Origin of the sequence: Pseudomonas sp. FSL R10-2189, assembly GCF_009600325.1 — a bacterium.
GTDB lineage: Bacteria > Pseudomonadota > Gammaproteobacteria > Pseudomonadales > Pseudomonadaceae > Aquipseudomonas > Aquipseudomonas helleri.
This window is the reverse complement of the sequence record NZ_WIVZ01000020.1, coordinates 62,781-75,194: the sequence shown is the minus strand read 5'-3', so window position 1 is coordinate 75,194 and position 12,414 is coordinate 62,781. Positions and strand designations below refer to the sequence as shown.

Annotated in this window: 9 protein-coding genes; 2 read left to right on the top strand and 7 right to left on the bottom strand. The window is 59.5% G+C overall.

The genetic code is table 11. The features are described from left to right. Positions 1 to 13: 13 nt before the first annotated feature. The 6 genes from GHO32_RS15635 to GHO32_RS15610 are packed head-to-tail and all read right to left on the bottom strand — an operon-like array spanning position 14 to position 9,900. On the bottom strand, positions 14 to 1,129 hold the full coding sequence (locus GHO32_RS15635) for a Fic family protein (RefSeq protein ID WP_153442884.1): 1,116 nt from the start codon (positions 1,127 to 1,129) through the stop codon (positions 14 to 16). Positions 1,130 to 1,137: 8 nt separating this feature from the next. After that, positions 1,138 to 3,123 carry a site-specific DNA-methyltransferase gene (locus GHO32_RS15630; RefSeq protein ID WP_153442881.1) on the bottom strand — a complete coding sequence of 662 codons (1,986 nt, stop codon included), beginning with the start codon at positions 3,121 to 3,123 and terminating at the stop codon, positions 1,138 to 1,140. 26 nt (positions 3,124 to 3,149) lie between these two features. Then, positions 3,150 to 3,947: a DUF4391 domain-containing protein gene (locus GHO32_RS15625; RefSeq protein ID WP_153442878.1), complete on the bottom strand. Its 798-nt coding sequence runs from the start codon at positions 3,945 to 3,947 to the stop codon at positions 3,150 to 3,152. After that, positions 3,944 to 5,731, bottom strand: a complete 1,788-nt coding sequence (locus GHO32_RS15620; RefSeq protein ID WP_153442876.1) for a DUF262 domain-containing protein — start codon at positions 5,729 to 5,731, stop codon at positions 3,944 to 3,946. Before GHO32_RS15620 ends, GHO32_RS15625 begins: the two co-directional genes overlap by 4 nt. A gap of 14 nt (positions 5,732 to 5,745) precedes the next feature. After that, complete coding sequence (locus tag GHO32_RS15615) at positions 5,746 to 8,979, bottom strand: helicase-related protein (protein WP_153442874.1); 3,234 nt, start codon at positions 8,977 to 8,979, stop codon at positions 5,746 to 5,748. A 12-nt stretch (positions 8,980 to 8,991) separates the two neighbouring features. Beyond that, positions 8,992 to 9,900, bottom strand: a complete 909-nt coding sequence (locus GHO32_RS15610; RefSeq protein ID WP_023124780.1) for a WYL domain-containing protein — start codon at positions 9,898 to 9,900, stop codon at positions 8,992 to 8,994. Between the two features lie 278 nt (positions 9,901 to 10,178). On the opposite strand from GHO32_RS15610, the gene GHO32_RS15605 reads away from it, so the two are divergent. Next, positions 10,179 to 11,069, top strand: a complete 891-nt coding sequence (locus GHO32_RS15605) for a LysR family transcriptional regulator (protein WP_023124781.1) — start codon at positions 10,179 to 10,181, stop codon at positions 11,067 to 11,069. A gap of 37 nt (positions 11,070 to 11,106) precedes the next feature. Here GHO32_RS15605 and GHO32_RS15600 read toward each other — a convergent pair whose 3' ends face one another. Further along, a complete protein-coding gene (locus GHO32_RS15600) occupies positions 11,107 to 11,412 on the bottom strand; it encodes a helix-turn-helix domain-containing protein (RefSeq protein WP_031757238.1) in 306 nt (101 codons plus the stop codon). A 121-nt stretch (positions 11,413 to 11,533) separates the two neighbouring features. Here GHO32_RS15600 and GHO32_RS15595 point away from each other — a divergent pair, with 121 nt between their 5' ends. Beyond that, positions 11,534 to 12,175, top strand: coding sequence for a substrate-binding domain-containing protein (locus GHO32_RS15595; protein WP_153442872.1), 642 nt, complete (start codon positions 11,534 to 11,536; stop codon positions 12,173 to 12,175). Positions 12,176 to 12,414: the final 239 nt, after the last annotated feature.

The window sequence follows — 12,414 nt, the reverse complement described above, 5'->3', positions numbered from 1 at the left end:
CTACACAAGCCCGTCATAGAACCTCCCGGCCTTCGGCAAGGTTGATCAGGCGGGGAAAGCACAGGGTGGCGGCACGGCGGCCGCTGCCGGGCTGCAGCTCGCGCAAAATGCCGGCATCGCGCAACTGCCGCAGCAACGCGGGGGCGGTCTTGTCGTGAATGCCATAGTCCGCCGCCAGCTGCTGCGCCAGATCCGAGGTGCGGAAAATGGGCTTGCTGAAAATGGCGTCCAGCAAGTGCACCGAGTATTGAGAACGGGTGGTTTCCTGAATGGCCGTCTTCATCTCGTCGTAGAGCGTCTTGATGGCTTCCACCCGGCGAATGTTCTGGCTGGCCTGTTCAATGATGGCGCGCAGGAAGAAGGCAATCCAGCCATTCCAATCGCGCTCGGTGGAGATCGCCTTGAGCCGTTGGTAATACTCGTCCCGGTGGTTTTCCAGATACTCGGACAGGTAGAACATCGGCTGCGACAGCGCCCGCTTCTGGTAGAGAAACAGCGGGATCAGGATGCGGCCAATACGGCCATTACCGTCCTTGAACGGGTGCAGCAACTCGAACTGCGCATGAACCACCGCCACCTGCAGCAAAAAGTCCACGTCATCGCCATCCAGATACAGCTCCCATGCTTGCAGATAGTCAGGCAGCTGTAACGGGTTGGGCGGCACGAACGTTGCCTGCTCCATGCTGCAGCCCTGGCGACCGATCCAGTTCTGATCGAGGCGAAATTCGCCGGGCGTCTTGTCCTGGCCGCGCACGCTGTTCATCAGAATGCGGTGCAGCTCGCGCACAAAACCAAGGCGGATCGGGTACACCTCCAGATACTCCCGCGCCTTGAACAAGGCGTGGCGGTAATTGGAAATCTCCTGGATGTCCTTGTACTTCTCGCCTTCCTTGAGCAAGCCCGCCTCCTGCTCCAGCACCTCGTCCACCGTCGCCTGGGTGCCTTCGATTTTGGACGACAGCACCGCTTCCTGCGTGGTCAACGGCGAGAGCATCACCGCCGGATTGGGGATGCCCTGCAACAAACCGTCATAACGGGCCAGGGCAGCGTTGGCTTGCCCCACCAAAGGTAACAGCAGGCGGTAATCCAGTTCGGTTAGGGGTAATGCATCAGGCACATAGGGCTGCATGGCGGGCCTCACAGACTGCGCACGGTGGCGATGCCGTGCTGCTGCAGAATCGCCGCCATATTGGTCTTGGCCACGTCGCCTTCAAAGGCGCTGTCGCGGAACACGCAGGTGGTGTCGCCAGCGGGGGCCAGTTGCTGGTGCCAAGCGGCAATGCCCTCGGCCAGGGCTTCGACCTCGGCGGCGCTGATGTTTTGCGCCAGGCAGGCCAGCAACACACCACCGCCCACGGCGTGCACCGCCTTGCCGTGGATGCTGCGTTGCTCGATAGGCACGCACAGGTCCAGGCCCAGCTTGAGCAGCAGCTCGTAGAGCACATCGGCTTCGCTGCGACCTTCGAGCAGGTGATCCTGATGGTCGAACAGCGAGGCTTCCAGATCGTCCGGCTTGGGGTTCCAGGCGCGGATATTGGAGGTGTCGAGTTTGAAGACGCGGAAGCCGGTGTCGCCCTGCCAGCCAGAGCTTTCAGCCTTAATCTTGGTGCCTGCGCGGCGTAAGCGCTCTTTAGTGAGTTCTGCGATAGAACGAGGCTTGGCAATCTGGTCACAGAATTCGGCTGCATTTTTCTGCCCCTTATCCTCCGGATCGAGAGACTGGGGGAGTTGAACAAGAATAAATCTACGGTTTCCTTCATCTAAGAAATTCTGTGCCATTACTGCATGACCAGTTGTTCCAGTTCCAGCAAAAAAATCAAGAATGATGTCTTGAGGAGATGCGCCAATTGTTACAAAGTCACGAATTAATGAACGAGGTTTTGGAGGGCTATCGAACACATTGCTTCCCAGCAACGATGAAATCTCAGCCGTTCCATTGCTACTGCTGTACTCAGGCTTGTAGAGAATCGATTTTGGCTTGCTGGTTGGGAGGTCGCCGAGAGTGGCTCGTTGTTTTTTGTAGATATTCTTTCCCGACCTACCTTCAACAACAATCAAGTTAAAGTTTTCATCGTTTATTTTCTTTTTACTCCACGTCCAAGAGAGCTCTTCGCCTGCCTCTGAAACTGGCCATAGAGTTAAATCTGAACCTGAGCGAGGCTCATCATCAAGCGTCGCGTAGACTTCACCTTTTTCGTCAATAAAGACTGGAAACCAGCCGTTAGGACGGCGCTCCCTAGACGCATCCTGCCCTGTCCGCCTTAAGGTGTCAGCGCGCTTGTAGAGGCCACGCTCATCTTCCAGCCAATCATCTAGCGATTCCTCTGACACTGGAAGTTGAAAAACCACACATTTTTCCTTATTCCGAGCATAAACAACTGTAAATTCATGAGTATCCGCGAAAGCGAAGGCATCGTTATTACCTTTCAGATTCATGATAGTCGGCAGTAAGCCGATGAAGTTCTCTTGACCAAAAACTTCGTCCATAATTAGCCGCAAGTTAGTGGCCTCAGAAGAGTCAATGGAAATAATTATTAATCCACTATCAAGAAGAAGATTTTTTGCCAGCCTAAGTCGCGGATACATCATATTCAGCCAGTCGGTATGAAACCGCCCACTGGCTTCGGTATTACTGCTGATCTTCTGTCCGCCTTCCACCTGCCCGGTCAGCTCCAAATAGTTCTTGATGTTGTCCTGAAAGTTGTCCGGGTAAACGAAATCCTTGCCGGTGTTGTAGGGCGGGTCGATGTAGATCAGCTTGACCTTGCCGGCATAGCTCTTTTGCAGCAGCTTGAGCACTTCAAGGTTATCGCCCTCGATCATCAGGTTCTGGGTGGTCTCCCAGTCCACGCTGTCTTCCGGGCAGGGGCGCAAGGTGCCGGTGCTGGGCGTCAGCGCCAGTTGGCGGGCGCGACGCTTGCCATGCCAGTTGAGGCCGTATTTCTCATCGGCATCGGTGACGCTGGCATCGCCCACCAAGGCTTTCAGCACATCCACATTCACGGCCACTCCGTCTTTGCCTTCCGTGAGCAGTTCCGGAAACAGCGCCTTGAGCTGTTCGATATTGCCCGCCACCAGGTCGGTGGACTGGGCTTGCGGGCTGGCTGCCGTGAGTTTTTCCATGGTCTTCTCCGTCATTCGTTCAATCTTCAAAGCTGTTGTTGTGCAGCGGCCAGTTCGGCCTGGATGCGCTTGAGCGCCAGGTTCATTTCCACCTGGCGCGCCAGTTGTTTTTCCTTGGCGGCTTGGGTGCGCAGGCGGCTTATTTCACCTTCCAGCCGCTGGCAATCGGCCAATGCCTGCCGGCGTGCCGCAGCCTGTTCCGGCGTTGCGGCGGCTTGATAGCTTCCTGTGCGTCGCGCTGCGTGCAGGGACTGCACGCATTCGATCCAGCCTTGATAAAGGGCATGAAGCGAGGCCTGGGGCTGACGCGCAATTGCGAGGGATTGCACGAAGGCATGTTCGGCTTCGGGACGTGCCTTCGTATCAGCCTCGGTTGTGCCACTGGCCGTGCGGGATAAAGAGGCCGACACCAGATCGCCGTCGAGCACGATTTTTTCTGCCTCGTTCTGCGCCCAGCGCTTATGCGCCAGTGAGAGGATCAGCGTTGGCTCATCAACCAGCAGTAACAGCACCGGGTAAGGCACGGCCCGATGCACCAATTCGACCAGGCGTGAAAGACTGGTGGGCTTGATGGCACCGCGCAAGGTGACCGCCAGCACCGCGATTTCCAGGTACTCGCGCTGCGTATCGCGGTACTCGGGCACGCCGATGGTGTTGGGCTTGAGGGCGGCCAGCCACTGGATGTCTTCAATGGCATCGGTGATCAAGCGCTTGTCGGACGCCGTGGGCGCACCGTTCTCCAGCAACAGCTTTTTGGGCACGCGCTGGTCCACCCGTGCGCTTTCCGGGAGATTCAGGGCACTGACGACATCCGACCTGTTCATGACGAGAGTGCCGCCCCAAATGCCTTGACCGTTTCTTCGCTGTCGCGCCCGGCGATGGTTTTGCCCATGGCCTGTTCGATCAGCTTCAACAGTGCGGCGGCGCGTTGGCGGACAAATGCATCGAAGTCGTCAGAGCGCAGCGCGGTCACCGGAATCACGTGGGAGAGCAGAAACTCGTCCAGGCTATCGGGGGCCACCTGCTTGGCTTTCTGGATGCGGACGAGGTACATGCTGGGCGCATCGCCGCTGATGAAACGGTTGGTGCCAGCGGCCAGAGGGGCCTTGTTGACCACGCTGTTCCATTTCTCCTTGGGCAACTTCTGCTTTTCGCACCAGGCGCGGGGGAACACATGGTGGATGTCGATGGCGTTGTTGAAGTAGGTGTTGAGGTCAATCGGCGTACCGCTGACGAAATCCCGACCACCGTGTTTCATGAGCAAGGCGGCCAGCCCCTTGTAGGCGGCTGCGAGGCGGCTTTGCAGGGACAGCAGGCGCGTCGGCGCGAAGTTGGCGTCGCGCACCGTGCGCGGTTCGCTGCCGCTTTCGACCCAGGCGACCACATCCTGGATGTCCATGCCAAAACGGGTTTCGTTGGCGCCACCGTACAGTTCACCCAGAACACCGCTCCAGTACCAGCGCAGCAGCTTTTGTTTGACGCCATGTTGCGTGGTGCGGTCTGCCAAATGAGCGCAGATGGCCGACAACGGAATGAGTTGCGTGGCATAAGGCAGGCTTCGGTCGTCGAAGATTTTTTCCTCCGCCAGCAACTCGGCTGCCCGCTTGAAGCCTTTCTCCAAATCAGATTCCAGCGCCTTGAAGTCCGCCAGCGGCAGCTTCAGCACGTCGGCACGCTTGCAACTGACGGATGTGCCATGCGTTTTGTGTCGACGGTAGCTGGCCAACAGGGTCACTGCGGTGAGAAAGCTGGTGCCGTCCACCGCCGTGAGCACGTCGTGCTTGGCCGTCAGTCGCTCCTGCCGAGCTTCCCAGTCATCGCGCAGGTTGAATTCATCGGCCGCGAAGGTTGCCGTCATTAGCTCGAAGACGGTGAGCGTCACGCCACCGGTATTGACCTTCTCGAAGACTTGGCACACGGCTTCGCGCGGCGTGTCCTGGGTCAGTTCGATGGCGGGCACCTTGAATTGCTGGAAGCGCAGCCAGATTTCGTTACGAAACCGCTGCATGAACTGCATGGCTTGCGCTGCGAACTGATGGTGCGCGCTGAAACCGCTTTCCCAGGCCATGAAACCTTGGATGTCGAACAACAATGCCACGGGGAAGAGCCGCTGGCTGTACTGCAAATCAGATGTACTGACATCCAGATCGACCTTTCGGCCGAAATCCGACGTGACTTGCAGCGTCTCTGGCACCGAGAGAACGGCGTCTTCCCGGTCTGCCGATTCATCCAGACATTGGGTCATGTCAAGGAAATACAGTCGACGAATATTCGCGCCTTTCTCCGTGCGTGTCGGCACTGGCTGGCCGCTGCGCAGCGCCAGGTACATGGAGGTCAAGCGTTGCTGACCATCAAGTACGAGGGTTTTTGGAGCAGGCGCCGGCTGCAGGTTGACGCCGGCAAACAGGCGCGGTTTGAACGGCACACCGCCTGCTTCCAGAAACATGACCGCGCCAATCGGGTAGGAGAGCGAGAGGCTTGCGATCAACGACCGAATATGGTTGTCATCCCACACCCAACCGCGTTGGAAGTCAGGAAGCTGGATTTGCCCCGATGCAATGCCATCGAGGACATCTTTCAATGCGGGTTCGGCGGTGCGAAAGCTCATGCGGGTCCTTGTTATCAAATACTCTGCTCATCGGGCAGCACGACAAGAAATGCCACCACCTCAAAGTCGCCGCTGCCGGCGAACTCGCCTTTCATGGCGTGTGTGCCGCCGGGCGTGAACAGGCTGGCCACGGCCCGCTCCTCGTGCTTGCCGGCGACGGACGCCACCGCCGCAGCGAGCAGCTTCTGGGCGTGGCGCATGTCTTCGCCGCCTTTGCTTGCCTTGTCGAAGCGCGCACAGGCACTGTCATCGGGCCGTTCGCGCCCCAGCGCCAGGCGCTTGAGGCGATCCAGGATGCGCTTGGCCTGCGGGTACGGCAGCAACACGGTGCCGTCATCGCCGACATGCACCAGGTAGTGCGGCGCCAGCGGGTAGTCGGACGATGCGGCGGCTTTTACCGTCGGGCCGCAGGCTTGCAGGCAGAAGATGACGCCTGGGGGAATGTCGGCATCCAGCGTGGTGGTGACCGCATAAGCGCCCAGCGGCTGGGTGTCGAGCTTGCCGGGGTGGCTTTTGAGGTACTGCGCCAGGTCGATGCGAAAGTCGGTCAGGGTGAGGTCGGTGATCGCCACGCCGGTTGACAGGTCTTCCATGTCGATCACCGTGTCCTGCAACTTGAGCAGTTGCTTGCGCCGGTACTCCAGGTCGTTCATGGCGTTGCCGGACTGCTGCTCGATCAGGTTCTCTTCGCCGGTGGCCGAGACATCGAGCAGCACCATGCGGCCGCTGACGCGCTGTTCCAGGTTGATGTATTCCTCCAGCTCCATGTTGGGCCAGAAGTTCACCAACTGGATGCGCTGGTTGGGCGAGCCGATGCGATCGATACGCCCGAAGCGCTGGATGATGCGCACCGGGTTCCAGTGAATGTCGTAGTTGATCAGCCAGTCGCAGTCTTGCAGATTCTGCCCTTCGGAGATGCAATCGGTGGCGATCAGCAAGTCGATCTCGCCTTCACCCGCCATGTCTTGCGGGCGCTCCTTGGCGCGCGGCGCGAAGGCCGAAAGCACATCGCCCATGCTTTTGCGCAGGCCCGGCAACGTGACCTGGATGCCGGCGCTGCCGGTGACGACCGCCGCATGCATGCCCAGCGTATCCCTGGCCCAGGGGGCGAGCTGGGCGTAGAGGTAGTGCGCCGTGTCCGAGAAGGCGGTGAACACGATGATCTTGCGGTTGGCTTTGCCATCGTGGCTGTTGATGGGCTGGGCGCATTTGCGGGCAATCATGTCGCGCAAGGCTGCCAGCTTGGCATCGCGAGCGGCATCCACTTGGCGCGCTGCCGCCAGCAGGGTCGCCAGGCGGTTGCGGTCTTCCAGCAGGTCCTGCTTCCAGCGAATCAGATCCACATCGCCCAGCAGCACCTTGACCTTGCGCCCGACCAACAAGGTCTCGAATGCCGGGTCGTCGATATCGACGTCGGCAATGTCGATTTCCTCCAGCGCTTCGGCATGGGATTCGATGCGTGTCAGGGTGTTCTCTACATCCTTGAGTTGGCGCTGTACGGTCAGGGTGAAGGACGAAACGCAGCTTTCCATGCGTTTGAGCACGTTCACGCGCAGCAGGTGGATCAGGCTTTCCTCACGGTCCGCCTGGCGGAAGAAACTTTCGCCGCCACGCACCTGGGTGCTGTACTTGGCGTCGTAGGCGGCCTGCTTGTGGGGCAGCACATAGCGCAGCGGCGCGTAGCTGGCGAGCGTGAGTCGGCGGATTTCCTGATTGATGTCGCGGATGGCACGGAATTCGCCCGCAAGGTCCACGTCGGCCTTGATGTTGATGGGCGGCAGTCGGTCGGGGAAGCGGCCGGTCTCGCTGGTGCCGTAGTACTTCTCCACATGCCGCCTGGAGCGGGCAATGGTGAGATGATCCAACAGGGTGAAGTAGTCAAACCCCAGCATTTCAACCAACCGGGTGGGGGTCTTTTCAGCTTCGTCCAACGCCAGCCAGCGATTGAATTGCGCCTGCGCCTTGCGGGTCGTGGCCTCGATACTGGCGATGCCGTGCTCCATCAGGGCAGTGTCATCCCCCTCGGTGACAAAGGCGATCTGGTTGCGCAGGTCAGCCAGGCGATTGTTGACCGGCGTGGCCGAAAGCATGAGCACGCGGGTCTTGACGCCTTCGCGGATGATGCGTCGCATCAGGCGGTCGTAGCGCGATTCCTTGCCCTTGTGCGTGGCCTTGTTGCGGAAGTTGTGCGACTCGTCGATCACCACCAGGTCGTAGTTGCCCCAGTTCACATGTGACAGGTCGATGTCACCAGACACCCCGCCATCGCGCGACAGGTCGGTGTGGTTGAGCACGTCGTAGTTGAAGCGGTCTGCCGCCAGGACGTTGCGCTTGTCGTTGGCCTTGTAGAGCGTCCAGTTGTCGCGCAGGCGCTTGGGCGCCAACACCAGCACGCGGTCGTTGCGCAGTTCGTGATACTTGATGATGGCCAGGGCTTCGAAGGTTTTGCCCAGACCCACGCTGTCGGCGATGATGCAGCCGCCAAAGCGGTTCAGCTTGTCGATGGCACCCACCACACCGTCGCGCTGGAACTTGAAGAGCTTTTTCCACACCACGGTATTGCGGATGCCGGTGGCGGACTTGACGATGCGCTCCTCGTCCATCTCGTCACCGCTGTCCTGAAACAGGCGGTGCAGCATCAAGGTGTAGATGGTGAAGGGGTCACGGTGCTCGCCCAGGGCCTGCAGTGCTTCAAGAACGGATTCGCTCTCGTTGCTGTAGTCCTTGGAGTCGGTGGCAGCAGCACCCTGCAGGCCTGACCACTGTTGATCGAACCATTGGGCGAGTTGCGCAGCTTCATCGGCCGTTTCTGATGCCTGGATCAGGTTCAGCGGGTTGCCCGGCGTCAGGCCAAGGCCAGACGTACTGAAGGCGAACGAGCCCAGGACCACTTGTGCAGGGGCCCCGTCCGGACCGCGCATGACGGCGGCCCCCTGCGGCACCGATCCTGATGCTCGCCGAAGCGCCACTTTCTCATTGATCCATTTCGCGCACTGATTGGCCAGCCAACGTGCCTGCAGACGATTGCGTGAAGCGCGGTCGCCTGCCGAGCCCAGGAGCGCAAGTGCCTCGTTATCGGGAGGCACGATCAATTGGACTCGATCCAGAGCGGACAACGCCTCCCGGATTTCTGCAAAGGCGTAGAGAGAGAACGAAGGCGTTACACAGTCGAGTCGGTTGCCGTGCTTGAGGTGGGGCTGCATCAAGTCGATGACGCGCTGTGTTCCGGTGTTTTGGATCAGCTTCATGGTCGTTTCCGTTCAGTCAGCAATCGACGTTTCTGCACTCGGCGATGCATACCCCGGCGCCAGCACTGCATTGCGCACGCCGTAGATGGCGAGGTGGTCCTTCAACCAAAGCCGGTACTCAGGGCCGCGCAGGCTATGGTCGGGGGAGCAGTCCACACTCCATTTGCGCAGGATGTAGCCAGCGGTGGCGGCGCGCAGCTTCATGTGCAGCACGCCGCCTCGCATGCCGTAGTCCATTTCAGTGATTTCTGGCCGGGGCTGATCCGGGTGAGGAACCAGCTCCAGCTCGACGATCCGTGTCCATTGAATGTCCTGATCGCTCATCTCGTGGGGCGCCACGGGCTGCCCCTTGCGCACCACAGGACGCTTGATCCGGGTAATGACGAAATCCCGGAATTCCTGCGATTTGCGGTCGAAGGCACGGACGTGCCAGCGCAGGCCGTTGTCAATCAACGCGAACGGGACGATCTCCCGCACGGTGCGGCCACTGGAGATGGAGTGGTACTCGATCCCCATCGGGCATTCATAGTGGATGGCACGGGTCACGCTCGCCAGGATGTCCAGGTCAGGGTGGGTGAGCCGGGACGGGCTCTCGCTGGCCACCCAGGCCTTGATGTGCATCGGCTCACCGTCGCCAAACCCCTGTGTCAGCCACGACAACACTCGCTCGGGCGGGAAATCGAAGATCGGCTGGAAGCTCGGACCGAGGACGTAGAACTTGCCTTTGCCGTCGTAGTCGATGTTGCCGGGGGCGAGTTCCTTGTACAGCGCCAGGTCCCTGGACGCAGCAGCGGACTGGATAGCAAAGCGCGCAACCAGGTCCTGGCGGCGCATCTCCCCAATGAAGCGCAGGCGCAACTCCACGAACGCGAGCCGGTCACGCTGTGGCTGGGTTAGATCGGTAAGCTGTTGCTGGGACATCCTGGGTAGCTCGTTCGGGTTGACGAATGCTTATGCAGACTTCTGCCGGAAGTATATGGCCCGTGTAAAAAGACGTCTATAAATCAAATTCAGCTTGTTAGTATGCCGCATTATGATAACCATTTTTTGAGGCGCAAATGAGCGATTTGACGTGGACGAGTAGGCGATCAGCCCAGCGGAGCGCACCAGAAGCGGCGTGCAATAGCATGCATCCAGTAGGCCATTGCGGACGAAAACTGGCGCGAATAGATCCTTGAAAGGAAACAGGAGTACGGCCTATGGAACTGCGACACCTTCGCTGCTTTGTGGCTCTCGCAGAGGAGCTGCACTTCACACGGGCCGCCGAGCGCCTGCATATCGAACAGCCACCCCTGTCCCGTGCCATCAAAGAGCTTGAGGACGATCTGAGCGTGCTGCTCTTCGAACGCAACCGTCGAGGTACGGTACTGACCGAAGCGGGAGCAACGTTCCTGCAAGACGTGCGCAGGGTGTTCACCGTCCTCAAGCAGGCTCAGGAGAACGTCCAGGCGGTTGCCGCAGGCCTGAGTGGAAACCTTCGCATTGCCGTGTCCGACGGCGCCATCGATCCACGGCTGTCGGCTCTCCTGGCCCGTTGCCGCGAGGAAGAGCCGGAGATCGAGATTCGCCTGTCCGAAGTGCCGCTGGCCGAGCAGTTGCGTGGGTTGCGCTCGGGCGACTTCTCGATCGGGTTTGCGCACACGGCGGAGGTCGGCGATGACATCCTGACCGAGCCACTCTGGCACGACTCGCTGGTGGTTGCGGTGCCCGCCCGGCACCCCTTGCTTTCACATAAGACTGTTCCGCTGCACAAGCTCGCGAGCTACCCACTGGTCTTATGCGATCCACAGGTATACGAAGGCTACTACCGTGAACTGGCGCGGCTCCTGCGGCCGCTGGAGCGTCAGCCTGACGTCGCCGAGCATGTGTCTTCGCTGGACATGATGCTCACCCTGGTCGGTGCGGGCTACGGAGTCGGCTTCATCAGGGCAACCAGGGTCGCGGCGAGCCAGCGCCCCGATGTGGTGATCCGCCCCCTGGCCATGGATTCCGCAGTCATCACGACCTACTTGCTTCGGCCCGTCAGCGTGGATATGCCGGTGTCGGCGGAGCGGTTCATTGCGCGCCTGCGCGCGCACTCGGGCGATTGATCGGGCGGCAAGGGCTGCTACTGAAGTTCGCGGCTGTTTATGGCGAGCCTTGCGGTTCACTGCCAGAGTTGAGGTTCTTTTCAGTCGCCGCCATCAACTCACTGGCGCTGATCCCGAGCGCGGCAGCAATTTTCAGTATCAGGGGAAGCGTCGGCACATGCTCCCCGCGCTCGATCTTGCCCATGTGTGAACGCGATATTCCAGCCTGAAATGCAAAGTCGTCTTGAGCGACGCTTTGCGCGACGCGAGCGGCACGCACGGCCCGCCCGAAAGCTAATGCTGGTTCGGATTCATAGGTGGGTGTGCCAGGTGGACGACCTGGCTGAATAGTAAGCTTCTGCATCGACAGAAGCGTCAAACAATCATCTTAAATTAACCACGTTAAACATATAGACGTTAAAGTTCTCTCTTTACTATGATGCTGGTTTGCCCTTGACTTACTTCGTCGCTTCTGTGGGTTCTCCATGGACAACATCACCAGCCAGCCAGCCCACCTCAGGCTTGCGATAGCCACCGGCGTATCGTCATCTCAGCTTTCGGCGCTGCTCGCACTGCAACGTGCGCAAGAGCCAGAGGTCCGCATCGCGTTCTTCGAGGTTGCAGGTGACGAGTTGCTTGATGGACTCCGTGAAGGCCGCTACGACGTAGGGGTGTCGCTTCAAGGATCGAGCGATCCGGCCATCCAAACCCAACCCTTGTGGAATGAGCACATGGCCGTTGCGATGCCGCTGCGGTTTCCATTGCTGGATCAGGCATCGCTCACCATCGCCGATCTACAGGACTACCCGATTTTTCGCTGGAGGGCTGAGACGTGTTCTTCGCTGGATCATCGGCTGCTCTCGCGCCCGCCTGCCGACCCGCAAAAACCTCAGTACGTGACGTCGTTCGAGATGATGGCGCTATGGGTTTCTGCCGGCTACGGTGTCGGGCTATCCGCGCAATCGCGCATCAAGCACGCCCATGGATGGGGAGTTAGCATGCGCCCCCTGGACGACAGCCCCTACGAGATCGTGACGCACCTGCATAGGCCCCAGGGGCAAGCGAACTCGGTTTCCGAGCGACTCGAGCGAAGGGCGCTGCAGATCGCAAAATCGGTCGCTTCCTGATCGCCGTGGCTGTCGGTAGCCGCCAGCGGAAGGCGTTGGAAGCTCGCCTTTCGTCAAGAGGGTTGAGGTGGTATACTGATAGGCAATTTCTGGTCTGGGTAACCAGAAAAATCCTTTATTAATCAAAGGGTTGGCTGTCATAAGTGATTCCCTTCACCCGCTCCAATTCTGCTTCTCCCTCGTTGTCCAGTATTCTCCTCTCCAGCTATCTACACCCGCCCTCAGACTCCAAACATCTC

Excerpts from the sequence above, each read along its gene's own strand:
- GHO32_RS15610 (WP_023124780.1), bottom strand. The coding sequence starts at position 9,900 with ATGTCCCAGCAACAGCTTACCGATCTAACCCAGCCACAGCGTGACCGG.
- GHO32_RS15620 (WP_153442876.1), bottom strand. The coding sequence starts at position 5,731 with ATGAGCTTTCGCACCGCCGAACCCGCATTGAAAGATGTCCTCGATGGC.
- GHO32_RS15615 (WP_153442874.1), bottom strand. The coding sequence starts at position 8,979 with ATGAAGCTGATCCAAAACACCGGAACACAGCGCGTCATCGACTTGATG.
- GHO32_RS15630 (WP_153442881.1), bottom strand. The coding sequence starts at position 3,123 with ATGGAAAAACTCACGGCAGCCAGCCCGCAAGCCCAGTCCACCGACCTG.
- GHO32_RS15595 (WP_153442872.1), top strand. The coding sequence starts at position 11,534 with ATGGACAACATCACCAGCCAGCCAGCCCACCTCAGGCTTGCGATAGCC.
- GHO32_RS15635 (WP_153442884.1), bottom strand. The coding sequence starts at position 1,129 with ATGCAGCCCTATGTGCCTGATGCATTACCCCTAACCGAACTGGATTAC.
- GHO32_RS15625 (WP_153442878.1), bottom strand. The coding sequence starts at position 3,947 with ATGAACAGGTCGGATGTCGTCAGTGCCCTGAATCTCCCGGAAAGCGCA.
- GHO32_RS15605 (WP_023124781.1), top strand. The coding sequence starts at position 10,179 with ATGGAACTGCGACACCTTCGCTGCTTTGTGGCTCTCGCAGAGGAGCTG.
- GHO32_RS15600 (WP_031757238.1), bottom strand. The coding sequence starts at position 11,412 with ATGCAGAAGCTTACTATTCAGCCAGGTCGTCCACCTGGCACACCCACC.